The organism is Streptomyces huasconensis (assembly GCF_021028635.1).
Taxonomy (GTDB): Bacteria; Actinomycetota; Actinomycetes; order Streptomycetales; family Streptomycetaceae; genus Streptomyces; species Streptomyces huasconensis.
The window spans coordinates 4,577,795-4,600,258 of the sequence record NZ_CP086119.1; the positions used below are offsets into that span (position 1 = coordinate 4,577,795).

Consider the following 22,464-nt stretch of genomic DNA (forward strand, 5'->3'; position numbering starts at 1 on the left):
ACCGGACACGTAGCGTCGGGCGAGTGGAGAGACGTACGAGGAGCGTGCTGCTGTGGGCGGCGCTCACCGTCCCCGTGGTGTCGGTGGACCGGCTCGGCATGAACGAACCCCGGCCGGCGTGGCAGCAGGCCGCCTCGCTCGCCGTCCTCGCGGGCGCCGTCGCCGTCCGCCGGACCGGGCCGCTGCCCGCCTTCCTCGCGGCGGCCGCCCTCGGGCTCGCCACCGGCTCCTCCCTCTTCACGCTCTCCTACGGACCCGCCCTCGCCGTCTTCGCCCTGCTCCTCGGCCGCCGCGCCGACCGCGCCCGCCCCGCGCTGCTCGCCTTCGGCGCCGTCGCCCTCGCCGGCACGGTCAAGATCGCCGTGCGCGACGTCGACCCCGTGGTCGAGTGGCTGGTCCTCATGGGCACGCTCGTCTTCGGCACGGTCTTCCCGTGGCTCACCGGCCGCTACTGGCGCCAGGGCCGTGAACTGGCCGCCGCCGGCTGGGCGCGCGCCGACCAGCTGGAGCGTGAGCAGCGCATCGTCGCCGACCGCGCCCGGCTGCGGGAACGGGCGCGCATCGCCCAGGACATGCACGACTCCCTGGGCCACGAACTGAGCCTGATCGCCGTCCGCGCCGGCGCCCTCCAGGTCGCCCCCGACCTGCCGGACCGGCACCGCGCGGCCGCCGCCGACCTCCGCGCGGCGGCCTCACAGGCCACGGACCGGCTGCACGCGATCATCGGCCTGCTCCGCGAGGACGACGACGAGCGGGCCCCGCTCGCACCCGCCGGGGAGAGCGTCGCGGAACTCGTCGCCCGCGCCGCGGAGTCGGGACTTGAGATCGCGTACGAGGACGAGGCGGACGCCCACGCATCCGTGCCTCCGTCGGCCGAGGCGGCGCCCGCCGAGCGCACCGTCCACCGCGTTGTCCAGGAAGCCCTCACCAACGCCGCCCGGCACGCGCCCGGCGCCCACGTCACCGTCACCGTGGCGCGCGGCCGGGACGCGACGACGGTCACCGTCACCAACGGCCGCCCCCGGGAGCCGGGTTCGCCCTCCGAGGGCGGCAGCGGGCTGCGCGGCCTGCGGGCCCGGGTCACCGACCTGGGCGGCACCTTCGACGCGGGGCCGCACGGCGACGGCTTCCGGGTCACCGCGCGCGTGCCCGCCGAGCGAGCCGCCCCCGCGCCCCCGCCCCCCTTCGGTGCCCGCCTCGCGTACGCGCGCCGCCGCACCGTCCTCGCCTTCGGCGCCGCCGTGGCCACGGGCGCGCTGCTCGTCGGCGGGACCTTCGCCTGGTACGCGTACTCGCGCACCCACCAGGTCCTCGACCCCGCCGACTACGCACGGCTGCGCCTCGGCGTCCCGCGCGCCGAGGTGGCGCACCTGCTGCCGGACCAGGCGGCCACCGACCCGCCCGTGGAGCGCGCGCCGACCCCGCCACCGGAGGGCGCCGACTGCGCGTACTACCGCGCGAGCGGCGAACTCTTCACGGCCGTCCCCTACTTCAGGCTCTGCTTCGGCGGCGACAGCGGCGACAGCGAGGGCGACCGGGACCGCCTCGTGGACAAGGCCGTGATCCCCACGGCAGGTGAGATGCACAAGGAGCGTGTGCGGTGAACAGGGAGCGTGTGCGGTGAACCAGACGATGGCCATCCGGGTCCTGCTGGCCGACGACGAGGCCATGATCCGCGCGGGTGTGCACGCCATCCTCGCCGCGGGCGGCGACATCGAGGTCGTCGCCGAGGCCGCCGACGGACGCGAGGCCGTCCTCCTCGCGCAGGCCCACCGGCCCGACGTGGCGCTGCTCGACATCCGCATGCCGCGCCTGGACGGCCTCGCCGCCGGTGAGGAGATCGTCCGTACCGTGCCGGGGACCGCGGTCGCCATGCTGACGACGTTCTCCGAGGACGCGTACGTGGCCCGGGCGCTGGGCGGCGGCGCCACCGGTTTCCTGCTGAAGTCCGGCGACCCGCATGAACTCATCGCCGGTGTACGGGCGGTGGCGGGCGGCGCCGCCTTCCTCTCGCCGAAGGTGGCCCGGCACGTCATCGACGGCTTCGGCGCCCGGCGCATGGGCCGCGGCGCCGAGGCCCGCGCCCGCGTCTCGGCCCTCACCCCGCGCGAACGCGAGGTCCTCGGCCTGGTCGGCGCGGGCCTGTCCAACCCGGAGATCGCCGCCCGGCTGCACCTCGTCGAAGGCACGGTCAAGGCGTATGTGAGCGCGGTCCTCGAGCGGCTCGACGTCAGGAACCGCGTCCAGGCGGCGATCGTCGCGTACGAGGCGGGGCTCGTCCCGGAAGCGGACTGAGCCCCGCGGCGCGGCACCGTGTCCGCGTCAGTGGCGGCGCGAGTCGTGGTGCTGCGGGTCGTGGTGCTGCGAGTCGTGGCGGTAAGGGTCGTGGCCGGGGTGCTGGTGAGCGTCGTAGCGGCGGAACGACATCGTCGGCGAGTCGTACGCCGCCGGGTCCGTCGCGGGGGACGGCGCGAGGGCGGGGCCCGGGCCCGCGAACCACTTCACAAGACCGTTCGAGGAGCCCCGCATCGCCTGACCGACGCGCGCCACGGGCCGCGTGGTGATCCGTACCACCACGAACGCCAGGATCGCGCCGAGGACGAGACCGACCGCCACGTCGTGCGGGTAGTGCACGCCGACGAAGACCCGCGAGAACGCCATCAGCACGGCCATCGGGACCGTCAGCGCGGCGATGCGCGGCCAGGCGAGCGCGAGGCCGACGGCGGCGGCGCCCGCGATCGTCGAGTGGTTGCTCGGGAAGGACCAGTCGCCGTAGGCGGGGCACTCGACGAGCGGCTTCAGCGCGCCGGACACCGCCCGGCAGGGGCGCTCCTCGTCGATCACGGACTTGAGCAACTCGCTGCACACGTACGCCACCGCGGTGGCGAGCGGGGCGAGCACCGCGATGGCGAGGGCGCGGGGATCACCGCGCCGGGCCCGCCACCAGGCGACGATGAAGAGCACGCCGAAGAGAAGCAGGCCGAGCTCCGTCCACACCTCGGCGAGGTGCTGGAACCACGACGGAGTGTCGTGGGCGAAGTCGGTGATGTCGCGGTAGAGATCGTCGTCCATGGTGTCCATGATTACGGACGGTACGGAGTGCGGCCGAATCGTCACATCCGGCGATCGATACGGGGGCTCCCCCGACGATCGACAGGGCCGGAAGGCCGTTCCGGGATGATGATCTACAAACTTTGTTGCCCAGGACGGCGGGTGGGGCAGGACACGCGGCGGATCTCTCGTAAGGTTTGGGCGTGGGATCTCTGCGCAATCCGGTCGGGCCGCTTCCCTCCACCATCTACTGGCGTCGGAGGGCCGTCCTGCTGTCCGTGTTCGCCCTGCTGGTGCTACTCGCCGTCTGGGTCGCCACCTCCGGGGGCGGCGGCGGAAACAACGGCGCCGACGGGCCGGGCGGCAACGGCCCCGCCACGTCGATCACCCCGGGGCCCTCCAGCTCCGGGCCCGCGATCAGCCAACACCCGGGCGGACGGGACGAGTCGAGCGAAGGCTCCGGTTCCGGTTCCGGGTCGGGCGGCTCCGGGGGCTCGGGTTCCGGGGACTCCGGTGGCGCGGATGCCTCCGTCGGCGGCGGTTCGGACGACGCCAAGGGCGGCGGCGGCTCCGGCGACCGGCTCCCGGCCGGCACGAAGCTGCCCAACTGCACCGGCAGCGCGGTCAAGTTGAAGGTGCGCAGCGTCCAGAACGCGTACGGGATCGACGAGAAGCCGAAGTTCGAGCTGATCGCCGAGAACACCGGCGGCAAGGCCTGCAAGGTCGATCTGGGCGGCCGGACAACGGTCTTGACGATCACCCAGGCCGACGGCGACGACGCGTTCTGGTCCTCCGACGACTGCCCCGCCGGAAGCGGCAGCCTGCTGCTGCGCGTCCCGGCCGACGGCCGCATCACGCACACCGTGCAGTGGGACCGCCGCGCCAGCGCCCCCAAGTGCGCGACGCCCGCGCCGGGCGCGGCGCCCGCCGGCACCTACCTCGTCGAGGCGAAGACCCCTGGCCTCGCGACCGCCCGGGCGTCGTTCGTCCTGGAGAAGGACTAGAAGCCAGGGCCTGAGAGAGCCCCTGAGGGAGCCGGGGCGGCGAGGGGCCGGAGGCTAGACGTACCGCTCAAGGATCGACGACTCCGCGAGGCGCGAGAGGCCCTCGCGGACGCTGCGGGCGCGGGCCTCGCCCACGCCGTCCACCGTCTGGAGGTCGTCCACGCTGGCGGCGAGCAGCTTCTGGAGGCCGCCGAAGTGCTCGACGAGGCGGTCGATGATGGCGCCGGGAAGACGGGGCACCTTGGCGAGGAGGCGGAAGCCGCGCGGGGAGACGGCGGAGTCCAGGGCCTCCGGGGAGCCGGTGTACCCCAGGGCCCGCGCCACGGTGGGCAGTTCGAGCAGCTCCGCGTGGGTGAGGGCGTCCAGCTCGGACAGCGCCTCGTCGACCGTGCGGGAGCGCTTGGCCGTCGGCTCGGGCACGTAGTCCCTGACGACCAGCTCGCGCTCGGGCTCCACGCCCGCGATCAACTCGTCGAGCTGGAGGGCGAGGAGACGGCCGTCCGTGCCCAGCTCCACCACGTACTCGGCGATCTCGGTGGCGATGCGGCGCACCATCTCCAGGCGCTGGGCGACCGCCGTGACGTCCCGGACCGTCACCAGGTCCTCGATCTCCAGGGCGGAGAGCGTGCCCGCGACCTCGTCGAGGCGGAGCTTGTACCGCTCCAGGGTCGCGAGGGCCTGGTTGGCGCGGGAGAGGATCGCCGCCGAGTCCTCCAGGACGCGGCGCTGCCCGTCCACGTACAGCGCGATCAGGCGCATGGACTGGGAGACGGAGACGACCGGGAAACCGACCTGCTTGGAGACGCGGTCCGCGGTGCGGTGCCGGGTGCCCGTCTCCTCGGTGGGGATCTTCGGGTCCGGCACCAGCTGCACGCCGGCGCGCAGGATCTTGGTGATGTCCTTGTCGAGGACGATGCCGCCGTCGAGCTTGCACAGCTCGCGCAGGCGCGTCGCCGTGAACTCGACGTCCAGGCTGAAGCCGCCCGTGCACATCGACTCGACGGTCTTGTCCCAGCCGAGGACGATGAGGCCTCCGGTGTTGCCGCGCAGGATGCGTTCGAGGCCGTCGCGCAGGGCCGTGCCGGGCGCGACGGCGCTCAGAGAGGCGCGCATCAGCACATCGGCGGCCGAGCTTCCGCCGGACTTGCCGGGGTTCGCTGCCCGGTCGTTGGCTGCCACTGCACTCCCTCGGTCGCAGGTTGTCCAAGCCTCTTGCGTACGTCTGACTTCGTACGGATGGGCGAGACCAGGGCAAAGTCTACCGGCGCTCTTCCTCCGCCCGTGGGGCCTCTCGGCGACGGGATCGCGGAAGGACGCGCAGCGCGTCACCCATGTCGGCGACTTCGATGACCTTCATACCGGCGGGAATCCGGCCGGGATCGGTCGGCACGAGGGCGTGGGTGAAGCCGAGGCGGTGGGCCTCGGCCAGCCTGCGCTGGACGCCCGTGACCCGTCTGACCTCGCCCGCCAGGCCCACCTCGCCGATCGCCACGAGGTTCTTCGGGAGCGGGGTGTCGCTCGCCGCGCTGGCCAGGGCGAGGGCGACGGCGAGGTCCGCGGCGGGCTCGGAGAGCTTCACGCCGCCGACCGTCGCGCTGTAGATGTCCCGCTTGCCGAGGGCCGTGATCCGGCCGCGCTGCTCCAGGACGGCCAGCATCATCGAGACCCGGGAGGTCTCCAGCCCGGAGGTGGTGCGCCGGGGGCTCGGGATCTGCGAGTCGACGGTGAGCGCCTGGACCTCGGCGACCAGGGGGCGGCGGCCCTCCAGGGTGACGGTGAGGCAGGTGCCGGGGACGGGCTCGGCGCGGCGGGTCAGGAAGAGGCCGCTGGGATCGGCGAGGCCGGTGATGCCCTCGTCGTGCAGCTCGAAGCAGCCGACCTCGTCCGTCGTGCCGTACCGGTTCTTGACGCCGCGGACCAGGCGCAGGCGCGCGTGCCGGTCGCCCTCGAACTGGAGCACCACGTCGACCAGGTGCTCCAGGAGGCGGGGGCCTGCGATCGCGCCGTCCTTGGTGACGTGGCCCACCAGGAGGGTGGACATGCCGCGCTCCTTGGAGGCGCGGATCAGGGCGCCCGCGACCTCGCGGACCTGCGCCATGCCACCGGGCGCGCCGTCGATCTCGGGCGAGGCGACCGTCTGCACCGAGTCCAGGACCAGGAGCGAGGGCTTGACCGCGTCCAAGTGGCCGAGGACGGCGGAAAGATCGGTCTCCGCGGCCAGATAGAGGTGGTCGTCGATGGCGCCGATGCGGTCGGCGCGCAGCCGGACCTGGCTCGCCGACTCCTCGCCGGTCACATAGAGGGTGCGGTGCTCCTCGCTGGCCGCCTTCGCCGAGACGTCGAGCAGGAGGGTCGACTTGCCGACGCCGGGCTCGCCCGCGAGCAGCACCACGGCGCCGGGGACCAGGCCGCCGCCGAGGACCCGGTCCAGCTCGGGCACGCCGGTGGAGCGCGCGGTGGCCTGCCGGCCGTCGACCTCGCCGATCGGGACGGCGGAGGAGGTGACCCGGCCGGGGGCGGTGGTGCGGACCGCGGGCGCGCCGTACTCCTCGACCGTCCCCCAGGCCTGGCACTCTGGGCAGCGGCCGAGCCACTTGGCCGTCTGCCAGCCGCACTCGGTGCAGCGGTAGGACGGCCTGTCCTTGGAGGTCTTCGTACGGGCAGCCATGCTCGGAACCGTAGCCGAGGCCACTGACAACGGGTTCCGCGGCGACGGGTCCCGCGCGCAAGTCAAGACTGCGGAATGGTGGGTTCCTGTCCCCTTTCGAGGGATCTGTTCACCCGTAAGGATTAAATGTGTGCGAGGGGGAGGAAGCGGCCTGCATCATCCGCCTAACTTCGCACGGGTGATGAGCAGCAGGCCGGAAACTCCCGCGAACGCAACCGGCGCACACCGGGCGCACCGTGACGCGCGCAAGCGCCCGGTGTCCCGCCCGGCGCCCCGGACGACCCCGCCCGCGATGCCGCCCGCGCGCTACGAACCGTGCCTGGACGGGCTGTTCACGTACTGCCTGTCCGTCCTGTGCGATCACGACGCGGCGACCGCGGCGCTGGGAGACGTGCTCCACCTCGCCGAGCGGCGGGGCTCCCGCGGCCCCCACGGCGACCGCGAGCTGCGCGCCTGGCTCTACGCCCTCGCCCGCTGGGTCTGCTTGCGCCGTCTGGCCGAAGCCAAGCGCGAGCGCCAGGGCGCGCACGCCGCCCGGGGCACCGGCGCCTCCCACGCCACGAAGACCGCCCCGCGCGCCTCGGACGCCACCGCGCGGGCCCCGGAGGAGACCGAGCAGCGCCGCCACCGCGAACTGGCCCGGCTGGCCTGGCCCGAAGCCGCCGGCACGACCCCCGAGCAGCGGGAGGCCCTGGAGCTGGCCGTGCGCCACCAGCTCGCTCCCGCCGAGATCGCCGCCGTCCTCGGCATGGACCTCGCCAAGGCCCGCGGCCTGCTCGCCTCCGCCGCCTGCGAGGTGGAGCGCACCCGCGCCGCGCTCGCCGTCGTGGAGACCGGCAGCTGCCCCATCGTCGCCCGCCTCACCGGCGACAACCAGGTGCTGCTCGGCACGGCCCTGCGCCGCGAACTCGTCCGGCACGTCGACGACTGCCCGCGCTGCCGCGACACCGCCGAGCGCGCCGGGGCGGGCGCCTGGCCCGGCACGGCCGTCAGCCCGGCCACCCTCCCCGTCATCGAGGCCCCGCGGGACGCCCTGCCCACGGTGATGGCACACCTCCCGCGCGCGCGGGGCGCCCATCCCCGCTACGACCGGCGGGGTTTCCCGATCGACCCCAAGGACCACGCCGCACGCCGCGACCGGCTCCGCGCGCGTGCCGTCACGACGACCGTCGTCGCCACCGTGGTGGCCGCCCCGGTGCTCGCCCTGTGGGCCGCCTACCGGGGAGCGCCGCTCACCGGAGAGGGCCACGACGGCGGCGCGGTCACCGCGAGCGACGGCGAGGGCCGGGGCGGCCTCGGCAGCGACCGCGTACGCGGCTATGAGAACGCGGGCAACGCCCGCAAGAAGGGCGGCCCCGGCTTCGGCGCGGACGGCCGCTCGCCCGATGTCTCCGTGGAGGTCGTCAGCACCGGGTCCTCGCCCGGCTCGGCCACGGGCCCCGGGCGCCTGACCGTCGACGCGCAGCCGAGCGGCGACACGACGCTCATCACGCTCACGGCGTCCGGCGGCTCACCGGTCCGCTGGTCGGCGAGCGAGCAGGCGTCCTGGCTCTACCTCAGCCGCTCGTCGGGCACGCTCGCGCCGGGGGAGTCCGTCACGATCCAGGTCTACGTGGACCGCAACCGCGAGCCGTCCGGCCCCTGGCGCGCACAGGTCGCCATCGCCCCCTCGGGCGCGGTCATCGCCATCGACGGATACGGCGACGGCCGCCCGCCGACGCCACCGGGTCCGGGACCGCGGCCCGACCCCCGGCCCTCCGACCCCGGCCCCTCGGACCCGGGACCCTCCGACCCCGGCCCCTCGAATCCCGGGCCCACCGAACCCGACCCCAAGCCGACCCCGACCGACCCGGACCCCACGCCGTCGGACCCGGGGGACTCCTCGCCGCCGCCGGGTGAGGGCGGGGGCACGCCCGGCCAGGGGTGAGCCCTCCGAGCCTCGCGCGACGTCCACCGGGCGGCGTCCACCGGGCGGCGCCTACCGGGCGGGGTCCGCCGGGTGCGGTGCCAGCAGGGGCAGTTGCGAGGCGAGGCGCTCCTCGCACAGCTCCACCAGGCGGTCGTAGCCCTCCTTGCCCATCATCTCGATCAGCTCGGGGCGGTAGGAGACGTACACCGGGTCGCCCGCGCCGTGCGCCGAGGTCGCCGACGTGCACCACCAGTGCAGGTCGTGGCCGCCGGGGCCCCAGCCGCGCCGGTCGTACTCACCGATCGAGACCTGGAGGACGCGCGTGTCGTCGGGCCGGTCGATCCACTCGTACGTCCTGCGCACCGGCAGCTGCCAGCAGACGTCCGGCTTCGTCTCCAGGGGCTCGCGGCCCTCCCGCAGCGCCAGGATGTGCAGCGAGCAGCCGGCGCCGCCCGCGAAGCCCGGGCGGTTCTGGAAGATGCACGAGCCGTTGAACGGGCGGGTCTGGCGGTCGCCGTCCTCGTCCGTGGCGACCCAGCCGGTCTCCCGGCCCACGTCGTGGTGCTGCCAGATGTCGGGCGTGAGGCGCTCCACGTACGTGGCGACGCGCTTCTCGTCGTCCTCGTCGGAGAAGTGCGCGCCCAGCGTGCAGCAGCCGTCGTCGGCGCGGCCCGCCTGGATGCCCTGGCAGCCGCTGCCGAAGATGCAGTTCCAGCGGGAGGTCAGCCAGGTCAGGTCGCAGCGGAAGACCTGCTCCTCGTCGGCGGGGTCGGGGAATTCCACCCAGGCCCGGGCGAAGTCCAGGCCCTTCTCGTCCGGTTCGCCCCGGCCGGTCCGGGCCGGCTTGCCGGACTTCCCGATCTCCTCGGCCTTCTCGGGCCGGCCGATCGGAGCGGCCTTTCCGGGCTCTCCGGCCTTCCCGGACTGTACGGGCTGCACGGGCTTCAGGGTCTGCTCCGACTCCCCGGCTTTCCGGCCAGACTTGTGCGCCTTGCCCGTCTTGCCCGCACTGTCTGCCTTGCCGGACTTGTCACCCTTACCGGCCTTGCTCGGCTTACCCGACTTCCCCGGCTTCTCGGCCTTGCCCGGAATTCCCACCTTCTCCAGCTCCCCTTGAATCGTCGGCTCCTGGGACCCGGGCGGCTTGGGCGACGACTTCCCCGACGTCGATTTGTCGGCCTTCGTCTTTTTCGTCTTTGGCACAACTCCAGGGTATGCGTGCGGTGAGCCGCCCGGGGCCAGCCGGGCGCCCCACTCGGCGTAGCGTTCCGTGCATGAGACTCGGTGTCCTCGACGTGGGGTCGAACACGGTGCATCTGCTCGTGGTCGACGCCCATCCCGGCGCGCGCCCCCTGCCCGCGCACTCCCACAAGGCCGACCTGCGCCTGGCCCAACTCCTCGACCCCGCGGGGGCGATCGGGCCCGACGGCGTCGACCGCCTGGTCGCCACCGTGCGGGACGCCGTGGAGGCCGCGGAGGACAAGGGCGTGGAGGAAGTGCTGCCGTTCGCCACCTCCGCCGTGCGCGAGGCGACCAACGCGGACGACGTCCTGGCCCGGGTCAGGCAGGAGACCGGCGTCGACCTGAAGGTGCTCTCCGGCGAGGAGGAGGCCAAGCTCACGTTCCTGGCCGCCCGGCGCTGGTTCGGCTGGTCGGCGGGCAAGCTGTTCCTCCTGGACATCGGCGGCGGCTCGCTGGAGGTCGCGTACGGCATGGACGAGGAGCCGGACTGCGCGGTCAGCCTGCCGCTCGGCGCCGGCCGGCTCACCGCGGCCTGGCTGCCGACGGACCCGCCGGACCCCTCCGACGTGAAGGCGCTGCGACGGCACGTGCGCGCCCAGATCGCCCGCACGGTGGGGGAGTTCGCCCGCTTCGGCGCCCCCGACCACATCGTGGCCACGTCGAAGACGTTCAAGCAGCTCGCCCGCCTCGCGGGAGCCGCACGCTCCGCCGACGGTCTCTACGTACAGCGCGAACTGAAGCGGAAGTCCCTGGAGGACTGGGTGCCGCAGCTCGCCGCGATGACCACGCGGGAGCGCGCGGAGCTGCCCGGCGTCTCCGAGGGGCGGGCCGGGCAGCTGCTCGCCGGGGCGCTCGTCGCGGAGGGCGCGATGGACCTCTTCGGGATCGAGTCCGTGGAGATCTGCCCGTGGGCGCTGCGCGAGGGCGTGATCCTGCGGCGGCTCGACCACCTTCCGGGAGTGTGAGCGGGACGGCATGAGGCCACCTCCCCGGCGTCCGGACGCGGCCCGTACCCTGTCTTCCGTGGCAGAACCAGTGGTGCGCATCCCGGATGCGAAGGTCGCCCTGTCGACGGCCTCGGTCTATCCGGAGTCGACGGCGACGGCCTTCGAGATCGCCGCGCGCCTCGGCTACGACGGCGTCGAGGTCATGGTCTGGACCGACCCCGTCAGCCAGGACATCGAGGCGCTGCGCAGGCTCAGCGACTACCACCAGATCCCGATCCTCGCCGTCCACGCCCCGTGCCTGCTGATCACGCAGCGCGTCTGGTCCACCGACCCGTGGGTCAAGCTCCAGCGCGCGAAGGCCGCCGCCGAGAAGCTCGACGCGTCCACGGTCGTGGTGCACCCGCCCTTCCGTTGGCAGCGCAACTACGCGCGCGACTTCGTCGCCGGAATCTGGCGGATGGCCGAAGAGACCGACGTGCGCTTCGCCGTCGAGAACATGTACCCCTGGCGCTACCGCGACCGCGAGATGCTCGCGTACGCCCCCGACTGGGACGTCACCAAGGACGACTACCGCCACTTCACGGTCGACCTCTCCCACACCGCGACCGCCCGCACGGACGCCATGGACATGATCGGCCGGATGGGCGACCGCCTCGGCCACGTCCACCTCGCCGACGGCAAGGGCTCCGCCAAGGACGAGCACCTCGTCCCCGGCCGCGGCACCCAGCCGTGCGCCGAGCTGCTGGAGCGCCTGGCGACCACCGGCTTCGACGGGCACGTCGTCATCGAGGTCAACACCCGGCGCGCGATGTCCAGTGCCGAGCGCGAGGCCGACCTCGCCGAAGCGCTCGCCTTCACGCGGCTGCACCTGGCGTCGGCGGTCCGGGTGCCCCGCTCGTGACCTCCGCGACGCGCCGTAAGTTCTCCGAATCAAACAGGGATACGAGAAGCCGTCCGTGCGCGGCATCGCCCTGCGGCGGTACGTGATCACGGCCGAGCCGCCGGCCTCGGCGGACGGGGGCAGGGCATGGCTCTGGCCTCGGCGGACGGGCGCAGGGCGCGGCCCGGGCCCGTACAACCGAACCCCGCTCGCCCGCCGAGATGCCCGTCCCGCCATCCGGACACCCTGTCCAGATCCTGGAGCCGCGGCGTACGCTCGACAGCAGCCCCATCTCTACGAAGGAGCGAGCGACGATGCCCGAGCTCAGGTCCCGCACAGTCACCCACGGCCGCAACATGGCGGGCGCCCGCGCCCTTATGCGCGCCTCCGGTGTACCCGGGGCCGACATCGGGCGGAAGCCGATCATCGCCGTCGCCAACTCCTTCACGGAGTTCGTGCCCGGCCACACCCACCTCCAGCCGGTCGGCCGCATCGTCTCCGAGGCGATCCGCGAGGCCGGCGGCATCCCGCGCGAGTTCAACACGATCGCCGTGGACGACGGCATCGCGATGGGCCACGGCGGCATGCTGTACTCCCTGCCCTCGCGCGACCTGATCGCCGACTCCGTGGAGTACATGGTCGAGGCCCACTGCGCCGACGCCCTGATCTGCATCTCCAACTGCGACAAGATCACCCCCGGCATGCTGATGGCCGCCCTGCGCCTCAACATCCCGACGGTCTTCGTCTCCGGCGGCCCCATGGAGGCCGGCCAGGCCACCCTCGTCGACGGCACGGTCCGCAAGCTGGACCTGGTCAACGCGATCAGCGACGCCGTGGACGAGAGCATCTCCGACGAGGACATGCTCCGCATCGAGGAGAACGCCTGCCCGACCTGCGGCTCCTGTTCCGGCATGTTCACCGCCAACTCGATGAACTGCCTCACCGAGGCCATCGGCCTCTCCCTGCCGGGCAACGGCACGGTCCTCGCCACCCACACCGCCCGCAAGGAGCTGTACGAGAAGGCAGGCCGGACGGTCGTCGAGATCACCGAGCGGTACTACGGCGGTGACGACGCCTCCGTCCTGCCGCGTAGCATCGCCACCCACGCCGCCTTCGAGAACGCCATGGCCCTCGACATCGCCATGGGCGGCTCCACGAACACGATCCTGCACCTGCTCGCCGCCGCCCGCGAGGCCGAGGTCGACTACGACCTGACCGACATCGACGCCGTCTCGCGCCGCGTCCCCTGCCTGGCCAAGGTCGCCCCGAACGCGGCGCCCACGACCACGTACTACATGGAGGACGTGCACCGCGCGGGCGGCATCCCCGCGATCCTCGGCGAGCTGTACCGCGGCGGCCTCCTCAACGAGGACGTGCACACCGTCCACGCGCCCTCCATCAAGGAGTGGCTGGACACCTGGGACGTCCGCTCCGGCTCCGCCTCCGAGGAGGCCGTCGAGCTGTGGCACGCGGCCCCCGGCTGCAAGCGCTCCGCCGAGGCCTTCTCGCAGTCCGAGCGGTGGGACACCCTCGACACGGACGCCGCCAACGGCTGCATCCGCGACGTCGCCCACGCCTACTCCAAGGACGGCGGCCTCGGCGTCCTCAAGGGCAACATCGCCGTGGACGGCTGCGTCGTGAAGACCGCGGGCGTCGACGAGTCGATCTGGACCTTCGAGGGCCCCGCGGTCGTCTGCGACTCGCAGGAAGAGGCCGTCGAGAAGATCCTCAACAAGGCCGTCAAGGAAGGCGACGTCGTCGTCATCCGCTACGAAGGCCCCAAGGGCGGCCCCGGCATGCAGGAGATGCTCTACCCGACCTCCTTCCTGAAGGGCCGCGGCCTCGGCAAGACCTGCGCCCTGGTCACCGACGGCCGCTTCTCCGGCGGCACCTCGGGCCTGTCGATCGGCCACGCCTCGCCCGAGGCGGCGTCCGGCGGCACCATCGCACTCGTCGAGGACGGCGACCGCATCCGCATCGACATCCCCGGCCGCTCGATCGAACTCCTCGTCCCCGACGAGGAACTGGCCGCCCGCCGCGAGGCCCTGGGCGGTGTGTACGAGCCCAAGAGCCGCGAGCGGAAGGTCTCCGCCGCCCTGCGCGCGTACGCGGCGATGGCGACCAGCGCCGACAAGGGCGCGGTGCGGGACGTGTCGAAGCTCGGCTGAACCGGCGACCGACCGGCAACCCCGGAAACCTTTCGCGGCGCGGGCGCGTCCTTGGTGTGAGGAACACGCCAAGGGCGGCCCGCGCCGCCGGTTACGGGGGAACACAGTGAGCGAGAACGTCATCACACCGGAGACGACCGACCGCGCCACGGCCGAAGCCGCGGTCGAAGCCGCGGTCGAAGCCATGGTCGAGGCGACGGCTGCCACGGCCGCCACGACGTACGCCATCGCTGCGGCCGCCAACGTCCGCTCCGGGCCCGGCACGTCGTACTCCAAGGTCGGCCGGCTGAGCGCCGGCACCCGCGTCACCATCCAGTGCCAGAAGCCGGGCGAGACGGTCACCGGCCCGACGGGCACCTCGAACCTCTGGGACCGCATCGGCAGCGGCCGCTACGTCTCGGACACGTACGTCCGCACGGGCAGCGACGGGTACGTGGCGCCGCGCTGCTGAGCACCCGCCGCCACTCGGCAGCGGGTGGCTCACCCGGCCGCCGAAGCCCGGCCTCTCAGCCGGACTTCGGCGGCTTCGTCACGTCGAAGGCGAAAACGGTGTTCTTGGCGGCCGCCACGACGACCAGGCGGCCCGCGACCACCACACGCGGCTCGGCGTTCGTCTCGCCCGCCACGCCGTCGGCCCGCGGCCCCGTCGCCAGCAGGGGCTCGCCCTTGTGCGGGGAGAGCACGGCGACCCGGCCACTGGCCGAGCTGAAGTACAGCGCCTTGTCGTCGCCCTGGACCGGCCCCGACGCGCCCTCCACGGCCGTCTGCCGGGCCCACTTCTTCCTGCCGGTCGCCGGGTCCAACGCCGTGACGAGGCCCGTCCGCCCACTGAGGAAGACGGTGCCGCCGGCCATGCCGGGCGTCCCCTCGTACACCTTCGGCAGCCGTGCGTACGTGACGTCGTGCGAGGCCCGGTCCACCCGCACGACCTGGTCGTAGCCGAGCATCGCCGGGCCGTCGTGCCGCTGGTGGAGGAGTACGAGGCTGTCGTCGGCGGTGCCGACGGGCTGGACGGGGCCCTTGAGCGGGATGGCCTGGCCCAGGCTTCCCGAGGCGAGGTCGGTGACGTGCAGGACGGGGTGGCGCACCGCGCCCGCGGACAGTTCGGCCTCCCGCGCGCACATCGCGTACAGCCGCTTGCCCGCAGGGACGGGGGCGCACTGCTCGCCCACGGGGAACGGCCGGCGCCAGAGCACCTTCCCGGTGTGCGCCCGCCGGGCCTCGAACCGCGCGTTGGACGCGTCGACCGTCACCACGGTGGAGCCCAGCACCACGGCGTCCTGCGTACGGCCCGTGACGGCCGTCGACTGCGCGCCGGACGGAGTGGACCACAGCTCGGTGCCCTTGTCCGCGTCGACGGCCACCACCTCGGTCTGCGGATCGCCCGGCGCGTCCTCGGCCGCGAAGCGGTAACCGAGCACCGTGTCGTCGGTGACGCCCACCAGGTGCATGCCCTGCACGGGGACGCCGGGGCTCTTCTCCGTCCAGACGCGGGAACCGTCGGAGGCCCTGATGCGGGTCGCGACGACACCGCCGCCCCCGCAGAACAGGGCGTCGCCGCGCGCCGCGCAGCGCAGCTCGTCCGGGATGTCCGCGCGGCCGCCGGGCACGGTCTTGCGCCACGGCTTGAAGCCGTCCGGGAGGGGCGCCCCGGTGGCCGCGACGTTGCGGCCACCCTCGCCCCCCTTGCCGGGGCCGCCGCCCGCTTCGCCGGAGACGTCGGAGTTCATCAGCGCGACACCGCCGCCGATCGCGACGACGGCGACGGCGGCGGCGAGCACCTGGCGGAGGCGGCGGGGCCGACGGCGGGTGTGGTCGTCGGCGGCCTCGCTCTTGTGGCCGGGTGAGATGTCTGCGGGGGAGGGGGCGGGGTGCGCGGGTGTCCCGGGAGCGGCGTCCGGGGGCGCGGAGGTGCTCGGCGGTGGGGTGTCCGGCCCGGCCAGATGATGCTGCGTGTCCGTCTCACGCGTGCACCGCGCGCCGCCCGCGGCCGCCGCAGCGCCGCCGAGATCGGTGGGCAGATCCCGCAGCCGTACGAGCAGTTCGTCCGCCGAGGGCCGGTCCTTCGCGTCCTTGGCCAGGCACGGTTCGACCACCGCCCGCAGCGCGGCGGGGACCGAGCCCAGCGACGGCGGCTCGTGCACGACCTGGTACGCCGTCATGTAGGGGCTGTCCGCGTCGAAGGGCCCCTGCCCCGTCGCCGCGTAGACCAGCAGCGTGCCGAGCGAGAACACGTCCGAACGCGGCCCGACGCCACGCGGCGCCTGCAACTGCTCCGGCGACATGAACGGCGGCGTGCCGATCACCCGCCCGGTCATCGTCAGCGTCTGCTGGTCCGCCGCGCGCGAGATGCCGAAGTCGATCACGCGCGGCCCCTCGGGGGAGAGGACCACGTTGGACGGCTTGAGGTCCCGGTGCACGACCCCCACGCGGTGGATGTCGCGCAGCGCCTCGGTGAGACCGATGGACAGGGCGCGCAGCTCGGCACCGCCGATCGGGCCCTCCTTGGCGATGCGCTGGGCGAGCGTGTCGCCCTCGATGTACGTGGTCGCCATCCACGGATGCGCGGCCTCGGGGTCGGCGTCGATGACAGCCGCGGTGAAGGCGCCGCTCACCCGGCGGGCGGCGGCGATCTCCTGCCGGAAGCGGATGCGGAACTCCTCGTCGTCCGCGAACTGCCGGTGGATCAGCTTGATCGCCACGGGGCGCCCCGAAGCGGTGCGCGCCAGGAAGACCGTGCCCATGCCGCCCGAGCCGAGCCGCGCCTCCAGCGGATAACCGCCGATCTCCTCCGGATCCCCTTCACGGAGTGACACTGTCCCGACCTCCCCCGCGATCCCCCGTTACGTCTTACGCCGCCCAAACTAGCCGCCGGGTGGCGGGGGAGGGCAAGGAGGGGGACGAATAGGGCGTGCCGCCTCGTGTCGTCCGTACCGCCTCTTGTCCTCCCGGGCGGGCGTCCGGTCAGGCACGGCGTCCCGCGGGCGATAATCAAACGGTGAGCGAAGAACCCACCACCCCCGGCCCGCAGCCCGAGCCCATCCGCTTCTTCGGGACGACATGGCTCACCCACGACGGCGGCTACGGCGCCCGCCGCGCCGCCGTCGCCGTGGGCTCGCTCCTGGCGGCGGCCGCGGGCTGCTTCGTACTGCGCTTCGCCTACGAGGGCCTGGCCATCGCCGACGTCGGCACCTTCGTCAACCTCCTCGTCGTCGTGATGTTCGCGATCTGCAGCGCGCTCGCCTTCCGCCGCACATGGGAAGGGTTCAGCAAGCGCCACGACCCGGCGTCCCAGGCCTCCATGCGGGGCCTGCTGACCATCGGCTTCGTCGGCGTCCTCCTCGCCCACTTCTTCCGCTCCCTGACGGAGGCCCCGGGCGAACAGCTCCACCGCGAGGAGTACGAGAGGGCCCGCGAGCAGTACGCGAAGCGCGCCTCGCGCCGGACGGGCAACCCGTCGCGGAAGAAGCGCAAGGCCTGACCAAGCCCCCGGTGTGCGCCACACCGCCGACCGTACGAGCGAGCAGACGACGGAAGTGGACTTCCGCCATGACCGCCTCCGCCCCGACGGGATCGTGGAAGAGGCATACGTGGTGAACCTGCTGGTGGCACCGCGTCCGTAACCCGCACGCCCGCAATCCGCGCTCTCGTCATGACTGCTCTGGCGGAAGCGGAGGCGGAAGCGGGGGCGGCCTCGCCGGGATGACGGCAACATGTGCCCTGCGCCGCCGCACGGTGTGCACGGAGGTCCGCCCACCGGACAACCCCGTTGCCCGCGACCCCCCAGTGCGAGGATGGCACCCGGACGACGCAACCCCGGAGGCCCCCGTACATGAGCAGCAACACGAGCCAGAAAGTCGCAGTCCTCGGCACCGGAAAGATCGGTGAAGCCCTGCTCAGCGGCATGATCCGCGGCGGCTGGGCCCCGGCCGACCTCCTCGTCACCACCCGCCGTCAGGAACGCGCCGACGAACTCCGCGCCCGCTACGGCGTCACCCCGGTCAGCAACGCCGACGCCGCCAAGCAGGCCGACACCCTCATCCTCGCCTGCAAGCCGCAGGACATGGCGAGCCTGCTCGACGAACTCGCCCCGCACGTCACCGCCGACCGCCTCGTCATCAGCGCCGCCGCGGGCATCACCACCTCCTTCATCGAAGAGCGCCTGGCCGAGCGGACCCCCGTCGTCCGCGTCATGCCGAACACGCCCGTCCTCGTCGACGAGGGCATGTCCGTCATCTCGGCAGGCAGCCACGCCACCGCGGACGCGCTCGCCCACGCCGAGGCGATCTTCGGCGCCGTCGGCAAGACGCTCCGCGTCCCCGAGGCCCAGCAGGACGCCTGCACCGCGCTGTCCGGCTCGGGGCCGGCGTACTTCTACTTCCTCGTCGAGGCCATGACCGACGCCGGCATCCTCCTCGGCCTGCCCCGCGACAAGGCGCACGACCTGATCGTCCAGGCGGCGGTCGGCGCGTCCGTCATGCTCCGCGACAGCGGTGAACACCCGGTGAAGCTCCGCGAGAACGTCACCTCCCCCGCCGGTACGACGATCAACGCCATCCGTGAACTGGAGAACCACGGCGTGCGGGCGGCGCTCATCGCCGCGCTGGAGGCCGCCCGCGACCGCAGCCGTGAACTGGCCTCCGGCAACAACAACTGACTGACCCCACCGCGAAGCGTGAGCGCCTGGGGTCCGGCTGTGGGGCGGGGCCGCGGGGGTATGTCCGTGCTCGCCATCTTGGCGCCGGCGCCTGGGTGCTGATCGGCTCCGTCACGGGGTTCCCCTGTGCTCCGCGCGCACATACCCCCACGTCCCCTCGGCCCGTCGGGCGACCACGGGCCGTCACGGCCTGATCCCTTCACACGGTCCTGACCACCAGCACCCGCTCCTGCCGCGCGTCGCCGTTCGTCGGCGGGAGCAGACCGATCGCCCGATAGGCGCCGTCCACCGTCGGCTTGGCCATCGCCCTGGCCCGCTCCGCTCCACGCCGCAACACCTCCTCTACATACGCGGGCTCCGCCATCAGTTCCTTGTGCCGCTCCTGTACGGGCCTGAGCAGCTCCACCACGGCATCGGCGGTGTCGGATTTCAGTGCGCCGTACGACTCGTACGCACCGCTCAGGGCTTCCGGCTTCCCACCTCGGCAGGCCGCGAGGATCTCCAGCAGGTTCGAGACCCCGGGCTTGGCAGCCCGGTCGTACACGACCTCGCTCCCGCTGTCGGTGACCGCCCGCATGATCTTCTTCCGTACGACCTCCGGCTCGTCCAGCAGATAGACGATGCCGCCGCCCGCCTCGTGGGACTTGCCCATCTTCGACGTCGGGTCCTGGAGGTCCATGACCCGCGCCGCCACCTTGGGCGGAGTGGCACGGGGCACGACGAACGTCTGTCCGTACCGCTGGTTGAACCGCACCGCCAGACCTCGCGTGAGTTCGACGTGCTGCGTCTGGTCGTCCCCGACCGGCACCTCATCGGCTCCGTACGCCAGGATGTCCGCCGCCATCAGCGCGGGATAGGTGAGCAGCGACAGCCGCACGCTGCCACCGCGCGCCCGCTCGCGGGCGGACTTCTCCTTGTACTGGATCATGCGCCGCATCTCGCCGTCCGTGGCGACGCACTCCAACAGATACGAGAGCCGGGCGTGCTCGTCCACGTGACTCTGTACGAAGACGGTGGCCAGCCCGGGGTCGATCCCCGACGCGAGCAGCAGCGTCGCCGCCTGCCTGCTGAGCCTGCGCACCCGGCCGGGATCGTGGTCCACGGTCAGCGCGTGCAGATCGACGATGCTGAACAGCGACTCCGCGCGGTGCTGGTCGACCTCGGCCCACTGCCGGATGGCTCCCAGGTAGTTCCCCAGGGTCAGGTGCCCCGTCGGCTTGATCCCACTGAAGATCCTCGTCATCTCTCCGCCTCCTGCTCGGGACCGCCGGCCCGACGACCGGGCTCCGGGTCCTCCAGGGGGAGAAACAAGAACGGCCGCCTGGGCGGCGGCCGTTGGGTACATGCGTATGTACGGCCGCCTTCAGGCGGCCCACCACAGCTGGGTGCACGCATGCGTTGTCATGCCGCTGAGGGTACTCCTCGAGGGACCCCCTGGCAGGGAGTTGACACACCTGGTGGCCGTACGTAGTGTTCTCCGAGTTGCCCGACGTGAGCGTCGACCACCTGGTCGGTCCCCGGGCAGCCATTCCGCAAGAACCATCAAGCGATCGACGTCGTGTGCCCGCACGGGACCCGCCTTCGATTCGTTTTCATGCGTATTTGCGAAATGAGGAATCCGCGTTCGAAAGGGCGCCCCCGATTAGGTCGGGAGCCAGGATTCCGCTAAAGTCTCACTCGTCGGAACGGCCCAACAGCCGCGAAGACAAGCCCCGCTGACTGGGAATCAGGCCCGAAAGGATCTGATAGAGTCGGAACCGCCGGAAAGGGAAACGCGAAAGCCGAAAGGCCGGAGCGGGAACCGGAAAGGCGCCGAGGAAGTCGGACACGAAAGAGTCTGATAGAGTCGGAAACGCAAGAACAAAAGAAACACCGAAGGGAAGCGCCCGGAGGAAAGCCCGCAAGGGTGAGTACAAAGGAAGCGTCCGTTCCTTGAGAACTCAACAGCGTGCCAAAAGTCAACGCCAGATATGTTGATACCCCGACCTGATCGGTTCCGATCGGGTTGAGGTTCCTTTGAAAAAGTCCTGTACGGCATATGTTCGTGCAGGCGACACAGCGAGGACGCTGTGAACCGGGAGATTATTCCTCTCCTTGGTTCCGCTCTCGTGGTGTTCATCCCGATTACGGGAAAACATTCACGGAGAGTTTGATCCTGGCTCAGGACGAACGCTGGCGGCGTGCTTAACACATGCAAGTCGAACGATGAACCACTTCGGTGGGGATTAGTGGCGAACGGGTGAGTAACACGTGGGCAATCTGCCCTGCACTCTGGGACAAGCCCTGGAAACGGGGTCTAATACCGGATAACACCCGCTCAGGCATCTGAGTGGGTTAAAAGCTCCGGCGGTGCAGGATGAGCCCGCGGCCTATCAGCTTGTTGGTGAGGTAGAAGCTCACCAAGGCGACGACGGGTAGCCGGCCTGAGAGGGCGACCGGCCACACTGGGACTGAGACACGGCCCAGACTCCTACGGGAGGCAGCAGTGGGGAATATTGCACAATGGGCGAAAGCCTGATGCAGCGACGCCGCGTGAGGGATGACGGCCTTCGGGTTGTAAACCTCTTTCAGCAGGGAAGAAGCGAAAGTGACGGTACCTGCAGAAGAAGCGCCGGCTAACTACGTGCCAGCAGCCGCGGTAATACGTAGGGCGCAAGCGTTGTCCGGAATTATTGGGCGTAAAGAGCTCGTAGGCGGCTTGTCACGTCGGTTGTGAAAGCCCGGGGCTTAACCCCGGGTCTGCAGTCGATACGGGCAGGCTAGAGTTCGGTAGGGGAGATCGGAATTCCTGGTGTAGCGGTGAAATGCGCAGATATCAGGAGGAACACCGGTGGCGAAGGCGGATCTCTGGGCCGATACTGACGCTGAGGAGCGAAAGCGTGGGGAGCGAACAGGATTAGATACCCTGGTAGTCCACGCCGTAAACGGTGGGAACTAGGTGTGGGCGACATTCCACGTCGTCCGTGCCGCAGCTAACGCATTAAGTTCCCCGCCTGGGGAGTACGGCCGCAAGGCTAAAACTCAAAGGAATTGACGGGGGCCCGCACAAGCGGCGGAGCATGTGGCTTAATTCGACGCAACGCGAAGAACCTTACCAAGGCTTGACATACACCGGAAAGCATCAGAGATGGTGCCCCCCTTGTGGTCGGTGTACAGGTGGTGCATGGCTGTCGTCAGCTCGTGTCGTGAGATGTTGGGTTAAGTCCCGCAACGAGCGCAACCCTTGTCCCGTGTTGCCAGCAAGCCCTTCGGGGTGTTGGGGACTCACGGGAGACCGCCGGGGTCAACTCGGAGGAAGGTGGGGACGACGTCAAGTCATCATGCCCCTTATGTCTTGGGCTGCACACGTGCTACAATGGCCGGTACAATGAGCTGCGATACCGCGAGGTGGAGCGAATCTCAAAAAGCCGGTCTCAGTTCGGATTGGGGTCTGCAACTCGACCCCATGAAGTCGGAGTCGCTAGTAATCGCAGATCAGCATTGCTGCGGTGAATACGTTCCCGGGCCTTGTACACACCGCCCGTCACGTCACGAAAGTCGGTAACACCCGAAGCCGGTGGCCCAACCCCTTGTGGGAGGGAGCTGTCGAAGGTGGGACTGGCGATTGGGACGAAGTCGTAACAAGGTAGCCGTACCGGAAGGTGCGGCTGGATCACCTCCTTTCTAAGGAGCACTTCTCAACCAAGCTTGCTTGGTTCAGAGGCCAGTACATCGGCGAATGTCTGATGCTGGTTGCTCATGGGTGGAACGTTGACTACTCGGCCGGTTCACGGGCCGGAGGCTGCAAGTACTGCTCGTAAGAGTGTGGAAAGCACGATCTCCGGACGGATGCTGGTCGGGCACGCTGTTGGGTATCTGAGGGTACGGGCTTGTTCCTGACCTCAATGCCGACCCCAGTGAAGGTTCGTTTCGGCGGGCTGTGATGGGTGGTTGGTCGT

At 71.5% G+C, this 22,464-nt stretch carries 16 protein-coding genes and 1 rRNA gene; 11 read left to right on the top strand and 6 right to left on the bottom strand.

Going from position 1 to position 22,464, the window contains the following annotated elements; genetic code table 11:
- The first annotated feature begins 23 nt into the window (after positions 1 to 23).
- A complete protein-coding gene (locus J2N69_RS20915; protein ID WP_230902140.1) occupies positions 24 to 1,604 on the top strand; it encodes a sensor histidine kinase in 1,581 nt (526 codons plus the stop codon).
- A 28-nt stretch (positions 1,605 to 1,632) separates the two neighbouring features.
- The gene (locus tag J2N69_RS20920; RefSeq protein WP_230904801.1) at positions 1,633 to 2,295 is read left to right on the top strand and encodes a response regulator transcription factor; all 663 of its coding nucleotides are present in this window, start codon (positions 1,633 to 1,635) and stop codon (positions 2,293 to 2,295) included.
- Positions 2,296 to 2,322: 27 nt separating this feature from the next.
- Here the strand turns inward: J2N69_RS20920 and J2N69_RS20925 are convergent, their stop codons facing one another.
- Positions 2,323 to 3,081 (bottom strand): phosphatase PAP2 family protein, encoded by a 759-nt coding sequence (locus J2N69_RS20925; RefSeq protein WP_330166823.1) that lies wholly within the window; start codon positions 3,079 to 3,081, stop codon positions 2,323 to 2,325.
- Between the two features lie 173 nt (positions 3,082 to 3,254).
- Between J2N69_RS20925 and J2N69_RS20930 the strand changes: the two genes are divergently transcribed.
- Positions 3,255 to 4,055, top strand: coding sequence for a hypothetical protein (locus J2N69_RS20930; RefSeq protein WP_230902141.1), 801 nt, complete (start codon positions 3,255 to 3,257; stop codon positions 4,053 to 4,055).
- A gap of 54 nt (positions 4,056 to 4,109) precedes the next feature.
- On the opposite strand, the gene disA is transcribed toward J2N69_RS20930, so the two are convergent.
- Positions 4,110 to 5,234: a DNA integrity scanning diadenylate cyclase DisA gene (gene disA, locus J2N69_RS20935; protein ID WP_230902142.1), complete on the bottom strand. Its 1,125-nt coding sequence runs from the start codon at positions 5,232 to 5,234 to the stop codon at positions 4,110 to 4,112.
- Positions 5,235 to 5,313: 79 nt separating this feature from the next.
- Positions 5,314 to 6,723, bottom strand: coding sequence for a DNA repair protein RadA (gene radA, locus J2N69_RS20940; protein ID WP_230902143.1), 1,410 nt, complete (start codon positions 6,721 to 6,723; stop codon positions 5,314 to 5,316).
- A 181-nt stretch (positions 6,724 to 6,904) separates the two neighbouring features.
- Between radA and J2N69_RS20945 the strand changes: the two genes are divergently transcribed.
- Positions 6,905 to 8,650 (top strand): BACON domain-containing protein, encoded by a 1,746-nt coding sequence (locus J2N69_RS20945; protein ID WP_408056762.1) that lies wholly within the window; start codon positions 6,905 to 6,907, stop codon positions 8,648 to 8,650.
- 51 nt (positions 8,651 to 8,701) lie between these two features.
- Here J2N69_RS20945 and J2N69_RS20950 read toward each other — a convergent pair whose 3' ends face one another.
- A complete protein-coding gene (locus tag J2N69_RS20950; protein WP_230904802.1) occupies positions 8,702 to 9,493 on the bottom strand; it encodes a DUF3109 family protein in 792 nt (263 codons plus the stop codon).
- 413 nt (positions 9,494 to 9,906) lie between these two features.
- On the opposite strand from J2N69_RS20950, the gene J2N69_RS20955 reads away from it, so the two are divergent.
- The 4 genes from J2N69_RS20955 (at position 9,907) to J2N69_RS20970 (ending at position 14,320) form a co-directional block, all read left to right on the top strand.
- The gene (locus tag J2N69_RS20955; protein ID WP_230902145.1) at positions 9,907 to 10,839 is read left to right on the top strand and encodes a Ppx/GppA family phosphatase; all 933 of its coding nucleotides are present in this window, start codon (positions 9,907 to 9,909) and stop codon (positions 10,837 to 10,839) included.
- Positions 10,840 to 10,897: 58 nt separating this feature from the next.
- Positions 10,898 to 11,722, top strand: a complete 825-nt coding sequence (locus tag J2N69_RS20960) for a sugar phosphate isomerase/epimerase family protein (protein ID WP_127910881.1) — start codon at positions 10,898 to 10,900, stop codon at positions 11,720 to 11,722.
- A 293-nt stretch (positions 11,723 to 12,015) separates the two neighbouring features.
- Positions 12,016 to 13,869: a dihydroxy-acid dehydratase gene (gene ilvD, locus J2N69_RS20965; protein ID WP_230902146.1), complete on the top strand. Its 1,854-nt coding sequence runs from the start codon at positions 12,016 to 12,018 to the stop codon at positions 13,867 to 13,869.
- Between the two features lie 106 nt (positions 13,870 to 13,975).
- The gene (locus J2N69_RS20970) at positions 13,976 to 14,320 is read left to right on the top strand and encodes an SH3 domain-containing protein (RefSeq protein ID WP_392721488.1); all 345 of its coding nucleotides are present in this window, start codon (positions 13,976 to 13,978) and stop codon (positions 14,318 to 14,320) included.
- Between the two features lie 55 nt (positions 14,321 to 14,375).
- Here the strand turns inward: J2N69_RS20970 and J2N69_RS20975 are convergent, their stop codons facing one another.
- Entirely contained in the window at positions 14,376 to 16,685 is a 2,310-nt protein-coding gene (locus J2N69_RS20975) for a protein kinase domain-containing protein (RefSeq protein ID WP_230902147.1), read from the bottom strand.
- Between the two features lie 182 nt (positions 16,686 to 16,867).
- Here J2N69_RS20975 and J2N69_RS20980 point away from each other — a divergent pair, with 182 nt between their 5' ends.
- Together J2N69_RS20980 and proC are read left to right on the top strand one after the other, a co-directional pair.
- A complete protein-coding gene (locus J2N69_RS20980) occupies positions 16,868 to 17,350 on the top strand; it encodes an EamA/RhaT family transporter (RefSeq protein WP_230902148.1) in 483 nt (160 codons plus the stop codon).
- 351 nt (positions 17,351 to 17,701) lie between these two features.
- Positions 17,702 to 18,526 carry a pyrroline-5-carboxylate reductase gene (proC, locus tag J2N69_RS20985; protein ID WP_230902149.1) on the top strand — a complete coding sequence of 275 codons (825 nt, stop codon included), beginning with the start codon at positions 17,702 to 17,704 and terminating at the stop codon, positions 18,524 to 18,526.
- 199 nt (positions 18,527 to 18,725) lie between these two features.
- Here proC and trpS read toward each other — a convergent pair whose 3' ends face one another.
- Entirely contained in the window at positions 18,726 to 19,769 is a 1,044-nt protein-coding gene (gene trpS, locus J2N69_RS20990) for a tryptophan--tRNA ligase (protein WP_230902150.1), read from the bottom strand.
- Positions 19,770 to 20,663: 894 nt separating this feature from the next.
- Between trpS and J2N69_RS20995 the strand changes: the two genes are divergently transcribed.
- Positions 20,664 to 22,189: ribosomal RNA gene (locus tag J2N69_RS20995) — 16S ribosomal RNA — on the top strand.
- The last annotated feature ends 275 nt before the right edge of the window (positions 22,190 to 22,464 follow it).

Excerpts from the sequence above, each read along its gene's own strand:
- J2N69_RS20920 (WP_230904801.1), top strand. The coding sequence starts at position 1,633 with ATGGCCATCCGGGTCCTGCTGGCCGACGACGAGGCCATGATCCGCGCG.
- J2N69_RS20925 (WP_330166823.1), bottom strand. The coding sequence starts at position 3,081 with ATGGACACCATGGACGACGATCTCTACCGCGACATCACCGACTTCGCC.
- radA (WP_230902143.1), bottom strand. The coding sequence starts at position 6,723 with ATGGCTGCCCGTACGAAGACCTCCAAGGACAGGCCGTCCTACCGCTGC.
- J2N69_RS20945 (WP_408056762.1), top strand. The coding sequence starts at position 6,905 with ATGAGCAGCAGGCCGGAAACTCCCGCGAACGCAACCGGCGCACACCGG.
- J2N69_RS20955 (WP_230902145.1), top strand. The coding sequence starts at position 9,907 with ATGAGACTCGGTGTCCTCGACGTGGGGTCGAACACGGTGCATCTGCTC.
- ilvD (WP_230902146.1), top strand. The coding sequence starts at position 12,016 with ATGCCCGAGCTCAGGTCCCGCACAGTCACCCACGGCCGCAACATGGCG.
- proC (WP_230902149.1), top strand. The coding sequence starts at position 17,702 with ATGAGCAGCAACACGAGCCAGAAAGTCGCAGTCCTCGGCACCGGAAAG.
- trpS (WP_230902150.1), bottom strand. The coding sequence starts at position 19,769 with ATGACGAGGATCTTCAGTGGGATCAAGCCGACGGGGCACCTGACCCTG.